The organism is Streptomyces sp. NPDC012888 (genome assembly GCF_042900645.1).
Taxonomy (GTDB): Bacteria; Actinomycetota; Actinomycetes; order Streptomycetales; family Streptomycetaceae; genus Streptomyces.
On the sequence record NZ_JBIBBM010000001.1, the window covers coordinates 56,816 to 76,725 of the forward strand.

The 19,910-nt window shown below is 72.4% G+C and carries 14 protein-coding genes and 3 pseudogenes; 7 read left to right on the plus strand and 10 right to left on the minus strand.

Annotation, left to right across the window (positions count from 1 at the left end; genetic code table 11):
• The first annotated feature begins 6 nt into the window (after positions 1-6).
• Positions 7-3,483 carry a BTAD domain-containing putative transcriptional regulator gene (locus tag ACFY61_RS00285; RefSeq protein WP_389464838.1) on the plus strand — a complete coding sequence of 1,159 codons (3,477 nt, stop codon included), beginning with the start codon at positions 7-9 and terminating at the stop codon, positions 3,481-3,483.
• A gap of 67 nt (positions 3,484-3,550) precedes the next feature.
• On the opposite strand, the gene ACFY61_RS00290 is transcribed toward ACFY61_RS00285, so the two are convergent.
• The 3 genes from ACFY61_RS00290 to panB all read right to left on the minus strand — a co-directional run bounded on the left by ACFY61_RS00290 (position 3,551) and on the right by panB (position 6,434).
• Positions 3,551-4,411: an ABC transporter permease gene (locus ACFY61_RS00290; RefSeq protein WP_389464840.1), complete on the minus strand. Its 861-nt coding sequence runs from the start codon at positions 4,409-4,411 to the stop codon at positions 3,551-3,553.
• A complete protein-coding gene (locus ACFY61_RS00295; RefSeq protein ID WP_389464842.1) occupies positions 4,408-5,427 on the minus strand; it encodes an ATP-binding cassette domain-containing protein in 1,020 nt (339 codons plus the stop codon). Before ACFY61_RS00295 ends, ACFY61_RS00290 begins: the two co-directional genes overlap by 4 nt.
• Before the next feature lie 134 nt (positions 5,428-5,561).
• Positions 5,562-6,434: a 3-methyl-2-oxobutanoate hydroxymethyltransferase gene (gene panB, locus ACFY61_RS00300; protein ID WP_389464844.1), complete on the minus strand. Its 873-nt coding sequence runs from the start codon at positions 6,432-6,434 to the stop codon at positions 5,562-5,564.
• A 285-nt stretch (positions 6,435-6,719) separates the two neighbouring features.
• Between panB and ACFY61_RS00305 the strand changes: the two genes are divergently transcribed.
• Complete coding sequence (locus ACFY61_RS00305) at positions 6,720-7,748, plus strand: endonuclease/exonuclease/phosphatase family protein (RefSeq protein WP_389464847.1); 1,029 nt, start codon at positions 6,720-6,722, stop codon at positions 7,746-7,748.
• Positions 7,749-8,371: 623 nt separating this feature from the next.
• Here the strand turns inward: ACFY61_RS00305 and ACFY61_RS00310 are convergent.
• Positions 8,372-10,126 carry an NAD+ synthase gene (locus ACFY61_RS00310; RefSeq protein ID WP_389464849.1) on the minus strand — a complete coding sequence of 585 codons (1,755 nt, stop codon included), beginning with the start codon at positions 10,124-10,126 and terminating at the stop codon, positions 8,372-8,374.
• 59 nt (positions 10,127-10,185) lie between these two features.
• The gene (locus ACFY61_RS00315; RefSeq protein WP_389464852.1) at positions 10,186-11,397 is read right to left on the minus strand and encodes a DUF4352 domain-containing protein; all 1,212 of its coding nucleotides are present in this window, start codon (positions 11,395-11,397) and stop codon (positions 10,186-10,188) included.
• A gap of 184 nt (positions 11,398-11,581) precedes the next feature.
• Between ACFY61_RS00315 and ACFY61_RS00320 the strand changes: the two genes are divergently transcribed.
• The gene (locus ACFY61_RS00320; RefSeq protein WP_389464855.1) at positions 11,582-12,268 is read left to right on the plus strand and encodes a DUF998 domain-containing protein; all 687 of its coding nucleotides are present in this window, start codon (positions 11,582-11,584) and stop codon (positions 12,266-12,268) included.
• Positions 12,265-13,155, plus strand: coding sequence for an alpha/beta fold hydrolase (locus ACFY61_RS00325; protein ID WP_389464857.1), 891 nt, complete (start codon positions 12,265-12,267; stop codon positions 13,153-13,155). Before ACFY61_RS00320 ends, ACFY61_RS00325 begins: the two co-directional genes overlap by 4 nt.
• A 4-nt stretch (positions 13,156-13,159) precedes the next feature.
• Here the strand turns inward: ACFY61_RS00325 and ACFY61_RS00330 are convergent, their stop codons facing one another.
• The 3 genes from ACFY61_RS00330 to ACFY61_RS00340 all read right to left on the minus strand — a co-directional run bounded on the left by ACFY61_RS00330 (position 13,160) and on the right by ACFY61_RS00340 (position 15,039).
• Positions 13,160-13,900, minus strand: coding sequence for a DUF305 domain-containing protein (locus ACFY61_RS00330; protein ID WP_389464860.1), 741 nt, complete (start codon positions 13,898-13,900; stop codon positions 13,160-13,162).
• Between the two features lie 8 nt (positions 13,901-13,908).
• Complete coding sequence (locus ACFY61_RS00335; protein ID WP_389464862.1) at positions 13,909-14,568, minus strand: DUF3105 domain-containing protein; 660 nt, start codon at positions 14,566-14,568, stop codon at positions 13,909-13,911.
• Between the two features lie 66 nt (positions 14,569-14,634).
• On the minus strand, positions 14,635-15,039 hold the full coding sequence (locus tag ACFY61_RS00340) for a hypothetical protein (protein ID WP_389464865.1): 405 nt from the start codon (positions 15,037-15,039) through the stop codon (positions 14,635-14,637).
• Between the two features lie 160 nt (positions 15,040-15,199).
• On the opposite strand from ACFY61_RS00340, the gene ACFY61_RS00345 reads away from it, so the two are divergent.
• The gene (locus ACFY61_RS00345; protein ID WP_389464868.1) at positions 15,200-16,561 is read left to right on the plus strand and encodes a glutamine synthetase family protein; all 1,362 of its coding nucleotides are present in this window, start codon (positions 15,200-15,202) and stop codon (positions 16,559-16,561) included.
• A gap of 75 nt (positions 16,562-16,636) precedes the next feature.
• Here the strand turns inward: ACFY61_RS00345 and ACFY61_RS00350 are convergent.
• Positions 16,637-17,233, minus strand: a pseudogene (locus tag ACFY61_RS00350) (tyrosine-type recombinase/integrase); the annotation flags it as partial.
• Here ACFY61_RS00350 and ACFY61_RS00355 point away from each other — a divergent pair.
• A pseudogene (locus tag ACFY61_RS00355) lies at positions 17,231-17,795 on the plus strand (creatininase family protein); the annotation flags it as partial. The pseudogenes ACFY61_RS00350 and ACFY61_RS00355 overlap by 3 nt on opposite strands.
• A gap of 631 nt (positions 17,796-18,426) precedes the next feature.
• On the opposite strand, the gene ACFY61_RS00360 reads toward ACFY61_RS00355, so the two are convergent.
• Positions 18,427-19,293: a hypothetical protein gene (locus tag ACFY61_RS00360; RefSeq protein ID WP_389464871.1), complete on the minus strand. Its 867-nt coding sequence runs from the start codon at positions 19,291-19,293 to the stop codon at positions 18,427-18,429.
• Between the two features lie 467 nt (positions 19,294-19,760).
• On the opposite strand from ACFY61_RS00360, the pseudogene ACFY61_RS00365 reads away from it, so the two are divergent.
• A pseudogene (locus tag ACFY61_RS00365) lies at positions 19,761-19,847 on the plus strand (glutamine synthetase); the annotation flags it as partial.
• Positions 19,848-19,910: the final 63 nt, after the last annotated feature.

Sequence of the window (19,910 nt, forward strand, 5' to 3'; positions counted from 1 at the left end):
GGGTCAGTGCGTTACGGGATTCTCGGCAGTGCCCAGGCGGTCCGCGACGACGGGGGAGCCGTCGGCGTGGGCGGCCCGCGGCTGCGCGCCCTGCTCACCGCGCTCGCGCTGAGGCCCGGGCGGGCGGTGACCGCCGAGGCGCTCGTGGCCGACGTGTGGGACGGCGACCCGCCCGCCGACGCCGTCGCCGCGCTCCAGGCGCTGGTCGGGCGGCTGCGCCGGGTGCTCGGGAAGCGAGCCGTCCTCTCCGGCGGGGGCGGTTACCTGCTCGCCGCCGCCCGCGAGGACGTCGACGCCTACCGGTTCGAGGACCTCACCCGCACCGCTGACCGGGCCCTGGCCGCCGGCGAGCCCGCCCGGGCCGTGGAGCTCTACGACGCCGGCCTCGGCCTGTGGCGCGGGCGGGCCCTCGCCGACCTGCCGGCCCCGGGCGCCGAGGCGGCCCGCTGGGACGCCGTACGCATGGACGCGCGGCGGGGCCGGCTCACCGCCGTCCTCGCCCTCGGCGGGGCGGACGCCGCGCTGCACGAGCTGGCCGCGCTGTGCGCCGAGCGGCCCCTGGACGAGACCCTGCAGGTGCTGCGGATCCGCGCCCTGCGGGACGCCGGCCGGCCCGCCGAGGCGCTGGACGCGTACGAGGCCGTACGGCGCGAGCTCTCCGCACGGCTGGGCACCGACCCCGGCCCGGGCCTGCGCGCCCTGCACGCCGAACTGCTCGGCCCGGCGGGCGCCCCCGAACCCGCGGCACCCGCTCCGGCTCCGGCTCCGGCCCCGGCACGTGCCCCGGCCCCGGCATCCGCCCCGGCACCTGCGCCGGCCCGCGGCGCGGCCGCGCCCGCCGCCGTGCCCCCGCCCGCCGCCGTGCCCCCGCCCGCCGCCGGGAACCTGCGCGCCCGGCTGACCACCTTCGTCGGCCGGGAGGACGACATCCGGGTCATCGGCGAGGACCTCCGCCGCGCCCGGCTGGTCACCCTGCTCGGCCCCGGCGGCGCCGGCAAGACCCGGCTGTCGCAGGAGGCGGCCGAGGCGCAGGACGGCGAATGCTGGCCCGACGGCGTGTGGTTCGTGGAGCTCGCGCCCGTCGACGACCCCGAGGACGTGCCCGAGGCCGTCCTCGCCGCGCTCGGCGCCCGCGAGACCATGCTGCGCGGCGCCGCCGCCGAGGAGCTGCGGGCGCTGACCGACCGCACCGGCGACGACCCGGTGGAACGCCTGGTCGAGCACTGCCAGCGGCGCCGGTTCCTGCTGCTCCTGGACAACTGCGAGCACGTCGTGGACGCCGCCGCCCGCCTCGCCGAGGAGCTGCTGGCCCGCTGCCCCGGCGTACGGGTCCTGGCCACCAGCCGGGAGCCGCTCGGGGTGCCCGGCGAGGCGCTGCGGCCCGTGGACCCGCTGCCCGACCCGGTCGCCCTCCGGCTGCTCCAGGACCGGGGCGCGGCCGCCCGCCCGGGGTTCCGGGTGGAGGACGACCGGGCCGCCGCCGTGGAGATCTGCCACCGGCTGGACGGCATGCCGCTGGCCATCGAGCTGGCAGCGGCCCGGCTGCGCCTGCTGACCCCGCGCCAGATCGCCGACCGGCTGGACGACCGGTTCCGGCTGCTGACCAGTGGGAGCCGGACCGTGCTGCCCCGGCAGCAGACGCTGCGCGCGGTGGTGGACTGGTCCTGGGACCTGCTCGACGAACCGGAACGCGCCGTCCTGCGCCGGCTGTCCGTCTTCGCCGGCGGTTGCGACCTCGCCGCCGCCGAAGCCGTATGCGCCGACCCCGCCGCCGACCCGGCCGCCGCTTCCGCCGCCGCCCCCGCCCCCGCCGCCCCTGCCCCCGCCCCCGGCGCGGCCGCCGGGACGCCCGTCGACGCCCGCGACGTGGCCGACCGGCTCGGCGCCCTCGTCGACAAGTCCCTCGTCGTCGCCGCCCCCACGGACGGCGGCGAGATGCGTTACCGGCTGCTGGAGACCGTCGCCGAGTACGCCGCCGAACGGCTCGCCGAGACCCCCGGCGACCGGGCCGCCGCCGAGCACCGCCACCTGGTGCACTTCCGGGAACTCGCCCGCACCCACGAGCCCCGGCTGCGCGGCAGCGGCCAGCGCGCCGCCGCCCGCACCCTCACCACCGAGTACGAGAACCTGCGCACCGCCCTGCGCCGGGCCGTGGCCGGCGGCCAGGAGCAGGAGGTGCTCTGCCTGATCCACGGCCTCGCCTGGTACTGGCACATGCACGACCTGCGCACCGAGTCCCGCCACTGGTCCGAGGCCGCCGCGGCCCTGGGCCCCGACCCCTTCGACGGGCCCGTCGTACCGGCCGCGCCGGTCTACGGGCGGGTCGTCGACACGCCCCCGCCCTACGGCGGCGAACTGCTCACCGAGGCCTGGCGCGGCGTCCAGCTGATCCGGCTGGCCGCCCGCGACCAGAGCAACGCCGACTGGCACTCGCCCGAGATCCGCGACCGGGTCCGGCGGATCGTCGCCACCTACCGCCCCGGCCAGCCGCAGACCTGCCGGGCCCCCGCCGCCCTGTGGATCTACGCCGTCATGATCGCCGGGGATCCGGAGCTGCTCAGACGCGTCCTCGACGCGACCGTGGACTCCGCCCGCGAGCTCGGCTACCACTGGGAGCTCGGCTCCGCCCTCCAGCTGCGCGCCAACGTGCTCGCCAACCGCGCCGACTGGGTCGGCGACGCCGCCCGCGACGCCGAGGAGAGCCTGGCCCTGTTCCGCGGGCTGGGCGACGACTGGGGCTGCGCCGAGGCCCTCTCCGCGCGTGCCGAGTCCTGGGAGAAGCGCGGCGAGTACGCCCTGGCCGCCGCGGACTTCCGGGCCGCGATCCGGTACGCCGAACAGCTGGGCGCCAAGGCCCAGGTGGCGGTGCTGCGCGTCCGGATGGCCGGCACCCTGCTGGAACTGGGCGAGGGCCGGGAGGCCGAGGAGATCCTCACCGCCGTCCTCGGCAACCCGCAGCGGTTCGGCAACGAGGCCCTGCCCGCGGCCCGGATGTTCCTCGCCACCCGGTACGGCCGGACCGGCCGGATCCCCGAGGCCCGCACCCAGCTGCAGCACCTGCGGGACGAGTTCGCCTTCGGCGCGTACGCCATCTTCGACGGCTTCCTCCTCGGCGTGATGGCCTGGCTGGACAACCTGGAGGGCGAGTACGAACACGCCCGCAAGGTGATCGCACAGGCCCTGCAGGTGGTGCGGGACCCGCTGGCCCGCATGGTCGCCCCGCAGATGCAGGCGGTCTACCTCTCCACCGCGGCCGGCTCCCTGGCCGGGATCGGGGGCGCCGGCCCGGCCGCCGACGCCGCCCGTCTGCTCGGCGCCTACCGGGCGCTGGTGCCGACCGGGCACGTGCCCGTGGCCACCGAGCGGGAGGCCGCGGCGCGGGCCGAGGAGCTCGCCCGGGCCGCGCTCGGCGACACCGCGTACGAGGCGGCGTACGCCGAAGGCGGCGGCCTCACCATGGAGGAGGCCACCGCCCTCGTGTGACCCGTCCGGTCCGGGACGCGATCCGGCACCGTCCGGTGCGGTCCGGGGTGGTCCGGTGTGGTCCGGATCAGGTCTTCTTGCGGAACTTGGCGACGGCCAGCGGGGCGGTCACCACGGTGATCAGCACCGTCCAGCCGAGGGTCATCCACACCGAGTGGGCGACCGGCCCGCCGTTGATCAGGTTCCGGGCCGCGTCGGCCAGGTTCGACAGCGGGTTGTAGTCGGTGAAGCTCTGCAGCCAGCCTGGCATCGAGGACGGCGGGCTGAAGATCGAGCTGCCGAACTGGAGCGGCATCAGCACGAGCATCGCGACGCCCTGGACGGCCTGGGCCGTCTTCATGGTCAGACCGAGCAGGATGAAGATCCACATCAGCGAGGCGCCGAAGACCATCGACAGGCCGACCGCGGCGAGCAGGTCGAGCACCGAGGTCTTGATCTCCAGACCCAGCAGGAAGCCCATGCCGAGCAGGATGGCGGTGGCGATCAGCATCCGGCCGATCTCGACCACGATCTTGGCGATGAGGACCGAGGACCGGGCGATCGGCATGGACCGGAACCGGTCCATCACGCCCTTCTGGAAGTCCTCGTTCACACCGGTGCCCACCGCCATCGCGATGTTCAGGCCCATCATCGCCATCATGCCGGGCACCAGGTAGTTGACGTAGGCGTCCTGGTTGCCCTTGCCCGCGATCGCGCCGCCGAAGACGTACACGAACAGCAGGATGAAGACGATCGGCATGAGTACGACCTCGAAGATCGACTCGGGGTTCGCCTTGATCTGCAGGGCGTTGCGGCGCGACAGGGCGCCGATGTGGCGCAGGTTGGCCCGCAGCCCGAGCCGGCCCTCGCCGGCCGTCGCCCGGTCCTGCCCGGGGGTGCCGGGGGCCGCGCCGCCGCGCACCGGCGCACTGGTCGTCGTGGTGCTCATGCCGCGACCTCCTCGGTCTCGTGGTCGGTGTCCCCGGCGGACGCGCTCCGGTGGCCGGTGATGGCCAGGAAGACCTCGTCCAGGCTGGGCAGGTAGGTGCTGACGTCGGAGATGCCGTACCCGCGGGCGGCCAGAAGGCCGACGACGGCGGTCAGCTGCTCGTCGCTGAGGATCGGGACCAGCAGCGCGCCCTCGTCCGGCACCGCCTGCGTGCCGGCGACCCCGTCGAGGCCGGCCTCGGTCAGCGACCGGGCCATGTCCGGCAGGTCGGCCGCGTCGGCCGGCTGGATCCGCAGGGTGCGGCCGCCCACCCGGGCCTTCAGCTCGTCCACCTTGCCGTTGGCGATGACCTTGCCGCGGTCGATGACCGTCAGCTCGCTCGCGAGCTGCTCGGCCTCCTCCATGTACTGGGTGGTGAGCAGCACGGTCGCGCCCTCGGCGACCAGGCGGTGCACCTCGTCCCACACCTCGTTGCGGGTGCGCGGGTCCAGGCCGGTCGTCGGCTCGTCCAGGTAGATGACGGCCGGGTGGCCGATCAGGGAGGCCGCGAGGTCCAGACGGCGGCGCATGCCGCCGGAGTACATCCCGGCGACCTTCTTCGCGGCGTCGGTCAGCGAGAACCGCTCCAGCATCTCGTCCGCGCGGCGGCGGGCGTCCTTGCGGGAGAGGTCGAGCAGCCGCCCGATCATGTAGAGGTTCTCCCAGCCGGAGAGCCGCTCGTCGACCGAGGCGTACTGGCCGGTGAGGCCGATGGTGCGGCGCAGCTGGCGGGGCTGGCGGACCACGTCGAAGCCGGCCACGGTGGCGGTGCCGGCGTCGGGGACGATCAGGGTGGACAGGCAGCGCACGAGGGTGGTCTTGCCGGCACCGTTGGGGCCGAGCACACCGAGGACGGTGCCCTCGCGGACGTCCAGGTCCACGCCGTCCAGTGCCTTGGTCTCGCCGTAGTGCTTGACCAGGCCCCGGACCTCCACGGCGTTTCCGCCGCCGCCGGGGTTCTTGTCGATTCGCGTCATGCCCTACATGAGAACAGCCGCCACCGACAGCGGGCCGACAGTCCACCGACAGCCCTCCGACGGCCCTCCGACGCCGAGGTGTCGGAGGGCCGTCGGCCGCGGGCCGCGGACCGGGTGCCGGGTGCCGGGTGCGGCTAGTGGACGCTGTGCTCCTCCAGCGGGAACGTTCCGCCGACCACGTCCTCCGCGAAGGCGCGGGCCGCGTCGGTCATGGTGGAGCGGAGGTTCGCGTACTGCTTCACGAAGCGGGGCATCTTGCCGCCGGTGAGGCCCATCATGTCGGTCCAGACGAGGACCTGGGCGTCGCAGTCCGGGCCGGCGCCGATGCCCACGGTCGGGATGTGCAGCGACCGGGTCACCTCGGCGGCCAGCTCCGCCGGCACCAGTTCCAGCACGACGGCGAAGGCGCCGGCGTCCTGCGCGGCCTTGGCGTCGCGCAGCAGCCGGTGCGCGGCCTCGTCGCCGCGGCCCTGCACCCGGTACCCCATGGCGTTGACGGACTGCGGGGTCAGGCCCAGGTGCGACATGACCGGGATGCCGGCCTGCACGATCAGCTCGGTCTGGGCCAGCGAACGCTCGCCGCCCTCCAGCTTGACCGCGCCGACACCCGCCTCCTTCACCAGCCGGGTCGCGCTGCGCAGTGCCTGTACTGCCCCCTCCTGGTAGGAGCCGAACGGCAGGTCGCCGACGACGAGGGCCCGGCTCGTGCCGCGGACCACCGCGGCCGACAGCATGGTCATCTGCTCCATGGTGACGGGGACGGTGGTGTCGTACCCGAGGTGGCAGTTGCCCATCGAGTCGCCCACCAGGATGACCGGGATGCCGGCCTCGTCGAAGACCGACGCGGTCATCGCGTCGTAGGCGGTGAGCATGGGCCACTTCTCGCCGCGTTCCTTGGCGAGGGTGAGGTCGCGGACGGTGATGCGCCGGGTTCCCTTGCCGCCGTAGAGGGCGGGGCCCGGCTTCTGGCCGGTTTCGCGCGCAGGCGAAACGGGGGCATGCGTCATTGCAACTGCTCCTTGTGTCATCTCGAGGCGCCCTCACGGCGTCCCCGGACTCACCCACCATCGTCGCACCCGTGCGGCCCGGGGCGGAAGGGCCGGTGGTCCCCGGTGCGGCCGTCCGGGTCCGCACGGGTGAATGTGCGCGTTTCGTGACAAGGGGAACCCTTGTGCTGGGGCCCTTCGTCCTTGCGGTCGTACGGACCGGAACGAACGGCACGGAAGGCTCCGGATATCGCCTAGGGTCAAGGGGCGGGAACGGAGCGCGAGCACGGCAGCGAGGGCAGTGGCATGGCACAGGCGTATGTAGCGGACACCGGGAACGGCGGCTCGGAGCCCGAGCCCTCCGAGCCCGCGTTCCGGCGCCGCCTCGCCGACCTCCGCAAGGACCCCGGCATCTGGCGGCGCGGCATCGTCCTCGCGGTGCTGGCCGCGCTGGTCTCGCTGGTGATGGTCTTCCACGCCCACCTGCCGAACGGCGTCGGCAACACGGGCAGCCTGATCGAGACCTTCCTGCCCTGGCTGGGCCTCGCGGTGCCGCTGCTGCTGGCCGGCGCGGTGATCCGGAAGTCCGCGACGGCACTGATCGCGATACTGCTGACGGCCGTCGTGTGGCTGAACCTCTTCGGCGGTCTGGTCACCGACAAGGCCGGCCCCGGCGGCGACCTGACCGTGGCCACGCACAACGTGGACGCCGACAACGCCGACCCGCGCGGCACCGCCGAGTCGGTCGCCGGCTCCGGCGCGGACGTGCTGGCCCTCACCGAGCTGAAGGCGAGTGCCGTCCCGGTCTACGAGAAGGCGCTGGCGGCGACGTACCCGTACCACGCCGTCGAGGGCACCGTCGGGGTGTGGAGCCGGTACCCGCTGACCAGCACCCGGCCCGTGGACATCAAGATGGGCTGGACGCGGGCGATGCGGACCACCGTGCGGACCGAGCAGGGCGAGGTGGCGGTCTTCGTCGCGCACCTGCCGTCGGTACGGGTCCGGCTGAACGCGGGCTTCACGGCCAACCAGCGCGACAACAGCGCCGAGGCGCTGGGGCAGGCGCTGGCGCACGAACCGCTGCGGAAGGTCGTCCTGCTCGGGGACCTGAACGGCACGATGAACGACCGCGCCCTCTCGCCGGTCACCTCGCAGATGCGCTCCACCCAGGGGGCGGCGGGCGACGGCTTCGGGTTCAGCTGGCCCGCGGAGTTCCCGATGGCCCGGATCGACCAGATCATGGTGCGGGGCGTCACCCCGGAGGCGTCCTGGACCCTCCCGCGCACGGGCAGCGACCACCTCCCGATCGCAGCGCGCCTCACGACCGCGCCGTAGCGCTGCGGGGCGTTGCCCGGCCCCGACCGGCAGCCCGGGGCCCCGCCCGCCAAGCCCGAGCGGCGTTCGAGCGGGCCCGGCCGGCGCTTCGCTCGACCACATGGGGCTCCGCCCCGCACCCCGCGCCGCGATCGCCGGCGGGGCTGGTGTTGCCGCCCGGAGCCGGCCCGTGGGGCCGCACCCCTGCCGGGCCCCATCAAGCCCGAGCGGCGTTTGAGCGGGCCCGGCGGAGCCGTAGCTGGCCCGGCCGGCGCTTCGCTCGACCCCACGGGGCTCCGCCCCGCACCCCGCGCCTCAATCGCCGGCGGGGCTGGTTTTGCCGCCCGGAGCCGGCCCGTGGGGCCGCACCCCCGCCGGGCTATCCGAGCCCGAGCGGCGATTGAGCGGGCCCCGGCGGAGCCGCGGACGCGCGGCTGGCGCTTCATCGAGCACACGAGGCTCCGCCCCGTGCCCCGCGCCGCGATCGCCGGCGGGGCTGGTTCTGCCGCCTGGGGCCGCATCCCCGCCGGGCCATCCAAGCCCGAGCGGCGTTCGAGCGGGCCCCGGCGGAGCCGCGGACGCGCAGGGGCACGCTTCGCCCGGCGTACGGGCTCCGCGGCCCCGCCGGGCGGGCCAGGGGCGGGCTACGCGTGTTCGCGCCAGCCGTTCGTGACCGGCAGCCGCCGGTCCTTGCCGAAGCCCTTCGCGGAGATCTTCGTGCCCGGCGGGTACTGGCGCCGCTTGTACTCCGCCGTGTCCACCATCCGCAGGATCCGCGCCACCAGCTCCGCGTCGAACCCCGCCGCCACGATCGCCGCGATGCCCTGGTCCCGGTCCACGTACCGCTCCAGTACGGCGTCCAGCACCGGGTAGTCCGGCAGCGAGTCGGTGTCCACCTGCCCCGGCCGCAGCTCCGCGCTCGGCGGCTTCTCGATGGAGTTCTCCGGGATGGGCGGGGTCTCGCCCCGCGCGGCCGCGGCCCGGTTGCGCCACCGGGCGAGCCGGAACACGTCGGTCTTGTAGACGTCCTTGATCGGCCCGAACGCCCCGACCGAGTCCCCGTACAGCGTGGAGTAGCCCACGGCCAGCTCCGACTTGTTCCCGGGAGCCAGCACGAGGTGGCCCTCCTGGTTGGAGACGGCCATCAGCAGCGTCCCCCGCAGCCGCGACTGGAGGTTCTCCTCGGCCAGGCCGGACAGGCCCAGCGACCCCATGTACGCGTCGAACATCGGCTCGATCGAGACGGTGCGCAGGTGCAGGCCGGTCCGGCGGGCCAGTTCGGCCGCGTCCTGCCTGGAGTGCTCGGAGGAGTACCTGGACGGCATCGAGACGCCGTGGACGTTCTCCGCGCCCAGCGCGTCGCACGCCAGCGCCGCGACCAGCGCCGAGTCGATGCCGCCGGACAGCCCGACGAGGACCGACCGGAAGCCGTTCTTGCGGACGTACGCGCCCAGGCCGGTGACCAGCGCCCGGTAGACCTCCTCCTCGTCGTCCAGCCGCTCGGCCTCGCCGCCCGGCACCACCGGCTCGTACGGCTCCAGCGGCTCCTCGGAGAGGACCACCCGGTCGATCCGCAGGCCGTCGCCGACGACCCCCTCGGGCGCGGCGGACGGGGCGGCCGGCAGGTCCAGGTCGACCAGGACGCAGCCCTCGGAGAACTGCGGGGCGCGGGCGATAACCTCGCCGTGCCGGTCGACGACGATCGAGTCGCCGTCGAACACCAGCTCGTCCTGGCCGCCCGTCATGGCCAGGTAGGCCAGGGTGCAGCCGGCCTCCTGGGCGCGCTTGCGGACCAGTTCGAGGCGCACGTCGTCCTTGTCGCGCTCGTACGGCGAGGCGTTGACCGACACCAGCAGCCCGGCCCCGGCGGCCCGGGTGGCCGGGACCCGGCCGCCGTCCTGCCAGAGGTCCTCGCAGATGGCCAGGGCCACGTCCACCCCGTGCACCCGGATCACCGGCTGGGTGTCGCCCGGGACGAAGTACCGGAACTCGTCGAACACCCCGTAGTTCGGCAGGTGGTGCTTGGCGAAGCGGAGCGCGATCCCGCCCCGGTGCAGGACGGCCGCCGCGTTCTGCGGGGCGCCGGCGGGCCGGCCGAGCCGCGCCTCGGACCGCTCGGCGCGGTCCAGGTAGCCGACGACGACGGGGAGTTCACCGAGCCCCTCGCCGGCCAGCCGTGAGGCGAGGTCCCGCAGGGCGGACCGGGAGGCGTCCACGAAGGACTCGCGCAGGGCGAGGTCCTCGACGGGGTACCCGGTGAGCGCCATCTCGGGGAACGCCACCAGGTGGGCGCCCTGTTCGGCGGAGTGCCGGGTCCAGTGCACGATCGAGTCGGCGTTGGCCGCGATGTGGCCGACGTGCGCGTCGATCTGATTCAGCGCGAGGCGAAGTTGAGGCACGGATCCAGTGTAATCGTCTTTCTGACGCGATGTCCTGGATCCGTTGCCGCGGACGCCGGTCAGCCCAGGTTGCCGGCCCAGATCGCGCCCTTGTAGTCCACCGGGCCCGGGGCGATCTCGAACTGGAGGCCGTTGGTGCCCTCGGGCAGCCCGTACGCGAACACGCCGGTGGCCGACTGGCCCGGCAGCAGCGAGCCGCTGAACGGACGGTTCACGTCCGGATCGAACATCCGGTCGGCCTCCAGGCCCTTGTCGTCGCGGGCGGAGGGCAGCGCGAGCCGGATCTCCAGCCGCTCGGCCGACTTGTTGGTGATGGTGACCGTCACTTTGGCGGCGAAGGTGGGCCGGTTCGGCAGGTACCGGTTCTGCTCCGGCTGGTAGCCCTCGGCGCTCTTGACGGTCACCTCCACCCCGTCGTCGTAACGGAAGGTCTGGCCGAAGGCGAGCGGGCTGGTCACGCCCGGGACGTCACTGGGGGACGGCGTGGCGCGGGGCGCGTCGGGGGCCGGGTACGGGGCCGGGTACGGGTCGCCCAGGCTGTCGTCGTAGGACTCCTCGACGGCCTCCGTGATCCGGTGGTCCAGCTCGTCGACGACCACGAAGGTCAGCACCAGGCCGACCAGCATCGAGACGAAGGACAGCGCCCCGAAGACCGTTCCGGCGACGGCCATGCCCTTGCGCGGCGCGCCCCTGCGGGCCCGGGCGATGCCGGCGGCGCCGAGGCCGATGGCCACCGAGCCGGCGGAGACGGCGAAGACGAAGCCGTACGGGACGAAGCCGAGCAGGAAGGCGAGCAGGCCGAGCGCCAGCGCGCCCACGGCGAGCCCGTTGTCCGTGGGCGGCGGCGGGAAGGCGGCCCCGGGGTAGGGGGCTCCCGCGTGCGGCCCGCCGGGGTACGCCCCGCCGGCCTGACCGGGGACCGGCGCCCACGGACCGGCGGGCTGCGGGGCCATGGGCGTGGTCACCGGGGTGCCGGGCGGCGCGAACGGGTTGGCGGGCGCCCCGGGAACGGCAGAAGCCCCGGGCGCGGCGGGCACGTCGGGTACGGCCGGCGCCTCGGGCGCGGCGGGCGCGGCGGGCGCCACCGGGGGCGCCACCGGCTCGGCCGGGGCTGCTGCCGGGGCCTCGGCCGGGGTCTTCGCCACCGGCTCGGCCGGGGTCTCCGCCGGGGCCGGGGCCGGTTCGGCCTGCGCGGTCTTCTCCAGCGAGAGGGGCGCCGGGGCCGGCTCGCCGGGCGGCGGGGTGTCGGACGGGTTCGGGGGCGTGCTCATGCCTGCTGCGTGTTCCTTACGTGGCCGGTGACCGTGCGTCGATCGGCGTCAGCCTGTCATGTCCAGCCCGGACATCGAAACGGCTTTCGAAAGTGCCCGGGCGGAGGCAACGCGTGAGGCCCGGACCACGTCCTCCCCCTCGGAAGGGGTGCGGAACTCCACCCCGCTTAGGATTAGTCACATTATGTCCACGATAGGTACGCGGCCGATCGCCGCCCTGCTCGGCCTCAGCGCCGCGGCGTACACCGCCTGGGTGCTCGAAGTCGTCCTCTCCACCGGGCTCGACCCCGTCCAGACGTACGTCAGCGAGCTCGCCGCCGAGGACCAGCCGCTCGGCGGGCTGTTCCGGGCCACCGACTTCACCGCCGGCCTCCTCGCCCTCGCCGGCGCGCTGCTGGCCCTGCTCCGGCTCTCCCGGCACCCGGAGTCCCGCCTCTTCTGGGCGGTGACCGGCTGGGCCGGCGTCGCCCTCTTCGGGGCCGCCACCGCCGCCGACTCCTGGCTGCCGCTGTCCTGCAAGCCCACCGTGGACCCCGAATGCGCCGCCCGGGAGACCGCCGGCCTCGTCCCCGCCACCCACCAGGCCCACGCCGTGAGCAGCAGCCTGGCCATGTGCGGGGCCATCACCGCCATCGTCGCGCTGACCGTGGCCGCCCGCCGCTACGGCTGGTTCGCCCCGCTCGCCCGCTACGGACCGGCCCTGGCCGCCGTGGAACTCGTCGCCACCGTCTGGACGCTGGTCTCCATCGCCATGTTCACCGCCGGGCACGGGACCTGGGCCCTCGGCGCCGGCCAGCGCCTCCAGGTGCTGGTCGTAGCCGTCTGGCTGGGCGTCCTCGCGTACTCCGTCCACCGGGAACGCCGGACATGACCTTCGCGGGCTTCGTGCGGGCCGGCGCCGACCGGGTGCCGGTCCACGTGACGGTCGAGGGCACCGGTCCGGTCTGCGTGCTCTCCGCGGGACTGGCCATGAGCTGGTTCGACTTCGACCGGGTCGCCGCACTGCTCGCACCGCACCGCACCGTCGTCCGCTTCGACCGCCCCGGCCACGGCCTCAGCGCCCCCGCCACCGCCCCGCCCGGCACCGTCGCGGAGGGCCACCGCATCGCGGCCCTGCTCGACGCGCTGGGCCTGCCCGGCCCGGCCACCGTGGCCGGGCACTCCATCGCCGGCTTCCACGCGGAGGCCTTCGCCCGGCTCCACCCGGACCGCACCGCCGCCCTGGTCCTCCTCGATGCCAGCGTCGAGGAGACCCCCCGCACCACCGCCGCCGGCACCGCCCTGCGCACCGCGGCCGCCCGGGGGCTGGGCCGGGCCGTCACCGCCGCGGGTCTGCCGGCCGCGCTGGGCCCGCTGGTCCGCCGGGCCGCCGTACGCGCCTCCCGCACCGGCGGCCCCGACCCGGCACCCCGCGAGGAGGTCCGCCGCTGCTACCGCACGGGCCGGGTCTGGCGCGGGGCCCTGCTGGAGAACGCCCGCTACCCGGACATGGCCGCGGAACTGGCCGTGCTGCGCGCCACCCGGCCGCTGACCGCCCCGGTCACCGTCCTCGCCGGCCACGACGGCACCGGCCGCCGTTCCTCGGTGGCCTGGCTGTCCCGCCAGGCCGCCCTGGCCGACGTGCTCGGCGCCCGCTTCGAGGTCGCCGAGCCCTCGGGGCACCTGGTGATGCTGGACCGCCCCCACCAGGTGGCGGGGGCGGTCCTGGCCGCTCCCGGCCGGGACCCGGAGCCCGGGTCCCGGCCGGGCGCCGGCTGACGGTTCAGCCGCGCGGCTGGGCGCCCCGCTGCTTCAGCATGTCCGTCATCAGCCGGATCTCCGACTCCTGCGCGTCCACCATCCCCTTGGCCAGCTCCCGCTCGACCGGGGTCTCGCACAGCTGCACGCAGCCCTGGGCCATGGCCACGCCGCCCTTGTGGTGGTCGGTCATCAGCTGGAGGTAGAGCACCTCGGCCTGCCGGCCCTCGGCCTTCGCCAGCTCGGCCAGCTCCGCCTTGGTCGCCATGCCGGGCATCAGCGCGCCCGGCTTGGTCGCCACGCCGGCGTGCGCGGAGTGCCCGCCGTGGCCGGCGCCGTGACCGTCGTGGCCCCCGGACGACCCGGAGGACCCGGACGACCCGGACGACCCGGAGGACCCGGAGGACCCGGCCATCCACGCCATCGGCTCGGCACCGCCCGGGGCCACCTTCGGCAGCCCCCACAGGTCCAGCCAGCCGAGCATCATGCCCCGCTGGTTGGCCTGGGTGTTCGCGATGTCGTAGGCCAGGCTGCGGACCGCCTCGTCCCCGGTCCGGTCGCGGACGACGAAGGACATCTCCACCGCCTGCTGGTGGTGCACCGACATGTCACGGGCGAAGCCCGCGTCCGCCGAGGCGGTGTCCGGCAGGTCCGGCCCGGAGTCGGAGGACCCGCTCGCCGTGGTGCCGGTCGACAGCGTGGCGACCGCGGCGAACACCAGGGCCGCCAGGACGGCGGCGAGCGCCGCCCAGTACGTACGGTTCACCGACGCGCTCACTGCTCCGCCAGCCCCTGCGTGCAGGCGGCACCCGGCTCGGGGGTCTGCGGGCCCTGGACGTACTTGGTGAAGAACTGGTCGACCCGCGGGTCGGCCGCGCTGTCCACGGTCACCTGCTTGCCCCAGGCGCTCAGCATGATCGCGCCGGCCTGCTCCTTCACCGGGCTCATCAGCGTGTACGGGGTCTTGCCGACCTTCTCGGCGAGCTTGTCCACGTCGGCCTTGTTCGCCTTGTCGTTGTACGTCACCCAGACGGCGCCGTGCTCCAGCGAGTGCACCGCGTTGGTCTCCGGGATCGGGTTCTTGTAGACGTCCCCGTCGCAGTTCATCCACCGCGGGTTGTGGTCGCCGCCCACCGGCGGGGTCATCTCGTACTTGACCGGGGTCTCCACGTGGTTGCGGCCCAGCTTGGCCGCCTCCCAGCTCTGCTCACCGGTGACCGGCGCCTTCCGGGAGTCCTCGCGCCGCTGCTCGTCCGCCTTCTGCTGGTAGAGCACCACGCCGCCGAAGCCGACCAGGCCCACGACCACCACAGAGGAGGCGGTGATCGCGATGATCTTGTTGCGGCGGTCGCGGGCCTTCTCCGCGCGGCGCATCTCGGCTATGCGGGCCTGGCGCGTGTTCATGTCGTCGTTCTTGCCGGTCTTGGCAGCCATCTGGGCTCTCTCGTCCTTCTGCAGAGGGGGGTGGGCGATCCGTTACGCGTGCGTGCGCGGGATCCGTCAGGTCCGCAGCACTTGAAGGACGTGGAGGTCGGGGCCGCGGGCCTGCGGCTCCACCGGGACCCGCCCGCCGGGCGCACCGGCCGGCACCACCCGCGGGGCCCCGCCTGCGCCCGGCGCCGCCACCACGGGCGGCGGGACGGGCAGCACACCCGGGGTCTGGTGCGAGAAGGCCGAGCAGCCCGGCGGCTCGTACGGGCAGACGTGGGCGGCGTCCGCCGCCGCGGCCGCGGCGCCCACCGGGTGGGCGGCGGCATGGCCCCGGGCGGCGGCCCGGCCCGCGGGGGAGTCCCCGGCGGCCCGCGGCGCGCACAGGAACAGGGCCGCGACGAGGGTGCCGAGGGCGCACAGCAGCGCCGCCGGGCGCACTCCGCGCCCGTGCTGCGTGTAATCCCGGCCCCCCATGGGCGCAGATGGTAATGCTCATGACGGCCCCCTGGTCAGAGCGGGGTGCGCACCGGGCGCACGGGATGCGTAATCTGGCGGAAACCACCGCTCGCCATACTGGTCCGCCCGGGCCCGGCGCAGCTGGTGCACAAGCCGTCTGAACTGCGAGGATGAAGGCATGGACAAGCAGCAGGAATTCGTCCTCCGGACGCTTGAGGAGCGCGACATCCGCTTCGTGCGCCTGTGGTTCACCGACGTGCTCGGCTTCCTCAAGTCGGTGGCGGTCGCCCCCGCCGAGCTGGAACAGGCCTTCGACGAGGGGATCGGCTTCGACGGCAGCGCGATCGAGGGCTTCGCCCGCGTCTACGAGTCCGACATGATCGCCAAGCCGGACCCGGGCACCTTCCAGATACTGCCGTGGCGCGCCGAGGCCCCGGGCACCGCCCGCATGTTCTGCGACATCCTGATGCCCGACGGCTCCCCGTCCTTCGCGGACCCGCGCTTCGTGCTCAAGCGGATCCTCGCCAAGACCTCCGACCTGGGCTTCACCTTCTACACCCACCCGGAGATCGAGTTCTTCCTGCTGAAGGACAAGCCGGTGGACGGCAGCCGCCCGGTCCCGGCCGACAACTCCGGCTACTTCGACCACACCCCGCAGAACGTGGGCATGGACTTCCGCCGCCAGGCCATCACCATGCTCGAATCCATGGGCATCTCCGTGGAGTTCAGCCACCACGAGGGCGCCCCGGGCCAGCAGGAGATCGACCTCCGCTACGCCGACGCCCTGTCCACCGCGGACAACATCATGACCTTCCGCCTGGTCATGAAGCAGGTCGCCCTGGAGCAGGGCGTCCAGGCCACGTTCATGCCGAAGCCCTTCTCCGAGTACCCGGGCTCGGGCATGCACACCCACCTGTCCCTCTTCGAGGGCGACCGCAACGCCTTCTACGAGTCGGGCGCCGAGTACCAGCTGTCGAAGGTCGGCCGTTCCTTCATCGCGGGCCTGCTGCGCCACGCGGGTGAGACCTCGGCCGTCACCAACCAGTGGGTCAACTCGTACAAGCGGATCTGGGGCGGCTCCTCCCGCACCGCCGGCTCCGGCGGCGAGGCCCCCTCGTACATCTGCTGGGGCCACAACAACCGCTCCGCGCTGATCCGGGTCCCGATGTACAAGCCGGGCAAGACCGGCTCCTCCCGGGTCGAGGTCCGCTCCATCGACTCGGGCGCGAACCCCTACCTGACGTACGCGGTGCTGCTGGCCGCGGGCCTCAAGGGCATCGAGGAGGGCTACGAACTCCCGGCCGGGGCCGACGACGACGTGTGGGCCCTCTCCGACTCCGAGCGCCGCGCGATGGGCATCGAGCCCCTCCCGCAGAACCTCGGCGAGGCCATCTCGCTGATGGAGCGCAGCGAACTGGTCGCGGAGACCCTGGGCGAGCACGTCTTCGATTTCTTCCTGCGCAACAAGAAGCAGGAGTGGGAGGAGTACCGCTCGGAGGTCTCCGCCTTCGAACTCCGCAAGAACCTCCCGGTGCTGTAGCCGCAGGTCAAAGGGCTTCCGGAGCCCGAACCACACTCAGGGCCAGCGACGGCGCGTCGCTGGCCCTGAGCTCTCTCACCGGCCTTGGGCCCTCTGTGGGCCGTCCGGCGGGGAATCGGTCCCCCCGTAGAGCCCGTCCACGGCCCGCCGGGTCCGCCCCTCGCTCGTCGGCATCAGGTGCGTGTACGTGCGAAGCGTGAATCCCGGATCGCCGTGTCCCAGGTAGGTGCTGAGAGCCTTGATGTTCTCGCCGGCGTCCAGCAGCACCGATGCGTAGAAGTGCCTCAGGGCGTGCATGCCGTGTTCCCGCGCGGACGCGTGCCGCTCGCCCGGCTCCGGCTCGGGGATGACTCCGGCCGCCACGAGCGCGGGCTTCCACACGCGGGTGTTGAAGTCGGTCCGCCGGACCGCTCCGCCGCCGGGGAGCGAGAACAGCAGCCGCTTGGTGACGGTCGGCCCGTCCGGCCGGAGCCAGGGCAGGGTCACGTCCACGGGCGGGTACTCCTCGGAGTGCCGCTCGATCGCGTCCGCCACGCTGTCGGGCAACGGGACGTCCCTCTCCTTGTTGCGCTTGGGCGGGCCGAACACGAGCTGCCCGTTCACGACCTTCACCTGATGCGCCACATGCAGCCACCGCGGCCGCTGGCTGATGGCCTCGACATCGAGCCCGAAATCGCCGCGACCTACCCTGTCCTCAGCCTGCCGCCCATCTCGATCGCGTGCAGCCACGAGCACGGGACGTGGCCCGGCACGGTCAGCATCAGCGCCCGGACGCTGCACGCGGTCATCACGGACATCGCCGCCTCCCTGGAGGCCTCCGGCATCCGGAAGCTGGTCCTGGTAAACGCGCACGGCGGCAACTACGTGCTCTCCAACATCGTGCAGGAAGCCAACCTGACAGAGCCACGGATGAGCCTTTTCCCCCAGAGCCGAGAGTGGAACCAGGCTCGCGAGCACGCAGGCCTGTCCAGCAACGCTCACGACGACATGCACGCCGGCGAGATCGAGACCTCGATCCTGCTCCACGAGGAACCCGCCTTGGTGCGCCCCGGCTACGAGACAGCCGACCATGATGCGAGCGACCGCCCATTTCCTCCTGACTCTCGGCATGAGGGAGTACACGACTACAGGCGTAATTGGCTTCCCTTCGCTGGCCACAGCCGCGAAGGGGAAGGCGGTACTGGAGAGCCTGACCAGCAGCTTCGCTGATCACCTGGCCGCCCTTGGCGACTAACTTTCAGCCCGATGCTTGATTCCCCTGTTTTTCATTCACGATCCGATCTTGTGGCTGAAGTTTGAGGGTCACCGACAAGTCGAACGGCGGGGGACCGGAGAGGCTCTACGGCGTCGCGATCGGACACTCCGATAAGTGCGTTGAATAGCCACACCAGACGGAGTGCCCTAGTTGCTCCCAGAATAAGAATTGCTTCAGCTAGCCAAGCGGTAGCTCCCGGCTTTGCGCTGCGATCCAGTAGGAGAAGCGCAAGGCATCCGCCAGAAACAATCAACATGCTCGTGAGCACGCTAGACCAGTTCTTTCGAAGGCTCGCGCCAAAGCGTCGACGCATGGCTTGCATCGTTTGCCCGCGCGCGCTGGCGTACTGTGCAATTGCTGCGGTACCGAATCCCCCAACCAATGCCGAAACAGACGCCGCCGTGGTGTATAGATCTTTTCGACGGTCAGTTGTCAATCCTTCGAAGAAGGGAGGTTTCCCTCCCCACTTCGACCACGCCAGGTGGGCGGCAAGAATCAGAGCCGTAGTGCACCAATCGATGCCCGGAGTTTCACTCCATGTATCTCGGACTCTTGTGACTATCCTGGCCATAGATGTCATCCCCCTCAGCTGAGGAGTTCAACGGTAGCCCTACCCACTGACAGCCGCCCTCAGGTCAGTCTCGCGGTCCAGTGCGGCCTCCAGAATCGCGTCCACGGCCGACTCGTAGCGGGGGCGCCGATCATCTGCTCGGACTTCGATCCTGCACTTAGCAGTGATGTGATGTTTGATGAAATCCAAGGGTTCATCCTTGACCTCACCGTCCTCCTCCTGCAGTGTCACGTTTGCCTGAGCCCTTACGATTCCTGTGGGACCCTCTAGGTAACCCAACTCCGTCATGAGTGAGTGGATGTCCCCCTGGAGCTGCCTCTGTCCGCGGAGCCGGCCAACCACGCCAGGGCCGTTCCTCTTGGGTACCTCTACCTTGAGGGTGATTCGGTGATCCGGGTATCTCTCATTACTCAGTCGCACAAAGCTAGCCAGTCCTATCCCGTCGGGTGGCGGAATGGCCGGACTGGGGCGATAACTGAATTCAAAGCTGTGAACAGCCGATGCTTTTTCGAGCTTCTCCCAGACGTTGTGTCCGATTACGGGCCAAAGCGCGATCTCCTCGACGGCCACCCCACAAGCGTTCAACCACCTCTGAATTGACGAAGCGCGAGGCGATCCAGGTTTTCCTTGGAGTACCCCAATAATGTTTCCATAATCCAGGAAGCAGACGGTGGTTGTGTCGATGGTTCCCTTGTTTCCTTCCAGTCGAATCTCCTCGATGTGACCGAGGTCGAGATCCACTGTCTGGAGATCCTTGGTGCCAACGCGACCGACAAGCAAGTTCAAGCGACCGCCCGCCGATACGGTTTGACCGATGTAGCTATTCTGGGTATGGGTAAAAATTCGTTCCTCTACCGGCTTTTGCTGCAGTGTTGCTAGCGCGTTCTGCCATTCGGCGTGAAGCATGCGCGGATTTTCGCCATCTTTCGCGCGGACGATTTCGAAGAATGCGACTGTACCGATTCGAGTCGCCACGGTCCCCCCTCGCGCTGCATCAGGATGCTTAGCGAACCAGCTTGCGGCCCGTTGGTGATCTCCGCAAGGGCTTCTGTCGTGAGCTTCTCGGATCCAGTGCTGACTGAACGCATGAACGGCGGACTGTGTAGCGATTGCCTACGTTCAAGCCATGGCTGATTGTCAATGCTGGACGTCCAACACGCCGAGCCTGCCGCCTTCTGCGCCGCCTACAGGTGTTGGAGAGGAACGAAGATCCCCGAGGGGGAGTGCTTCCCCTCGGGGATCGTCGCTGGGCCGTCCCTGGGCCGTCGGAGGACGGCCCAGAGCGACCAACCTCGACCAACTACGACTCCTGCATCCGCACGGCGCGCAGTTCCGATGACGTGACCAGTAGACGGGTCTTCGCCGGGCATGACTTCCTCCGCAACAAGAAGCAGGAGTGGGAGGAGTACCGCTCGGAGGTCTCCGCCTTCGAACTCCGCAAGAACCTCCCGGTCCTGTAACGGCGGTCGGGAGGGCGGATTGGGGGCCCGTGGGGCTCGCGGTCGGGTGGCCGGGAGCCCCAC

Excerpts from the sequence above, each read along its gene's own strand:
- ACFY61_RS00290 (WP_389464840.1), bottom strand. The coding sequence starts at position 4,411 with ATGAGCACCACGACGACCAGTGCGCCGGTGCGCGGCGGCGCGGCCCCC.
- ACFY61_RS00295 (WP_389464842.1), bottom strand. The coding sequence starts at position 5,427 with ATGACGCGAATCGACAAGAACCCCGGCGGCGGCGGAAACGCCGTGGAG.
- panB (WP_389464844.1), bottom strand. The coding sequence starts at position 6,434 with ATGACGCATGCCCCCGTTTCGCCTGCGCGCGAAACCGGCCAGAAGCCG.
- ACFY61_RS00305 (WP_389464847.1), top strand. The coding sequence starts at position 6,720 with ATGGCACAGGCGTATGTAGCGGACACCGGGAACGGCGGCTCGGAGCCC.
- ACFY61_RS00315 (WP_389464852.1), bottom strand. The coding sequence starts at position 11,397 with ATGAGCACGCCCCCGAACCCGTCCGACACCCCGCCGCCCGGCGAGCCG.
- ACFY61_RS00320 (WP_389464855.1), top strand. The coding sequence starts at position 11,582 with ATGTCCACGATAGGTACGCGGCCGATCGCCGCCCTGCTCGGCCTCAGC.
- ACFY61_RS00325 (WP_389464857.1), top strand. The coding sequence starts at position 12,265 with ATGACCTTCGCGGGCTTCGTGCGGGCCGGCGCCGACCGGGTGCCGGTC.
- ACFY61_RS00335 (WP_389464862.1), bottom strand. The coding sequence starts at position 14,568 with ATGGCTGCCAAGACCGGCAAGAACGACGACATGAACACGCGCCAGGCC.
- ACFY61_RS00340 (WP_389464865.1), bottom strand. The coding sequence starts at position 15,039 with ATGGGGGGCCGGGATTACACGCAGCACGGGCGCGGAGTGCGCCCGGCG.
- ACFY61_RS00345 (WP_389464868.1), top strand. The coding sequence starts at position 15,200 with ATGGACAAGCAGCAGGAATTCGTCCTCCGGACGCTTGAGGAGCGCGAC.
- ACFY61_RS00360 (WP_389464871.1), bottom strand. The coding sequence starts at position 19,293 with ATGCTTCACGCCGAATGGCAGAACGCGCTAGCAACACTGCAGCAAAAG.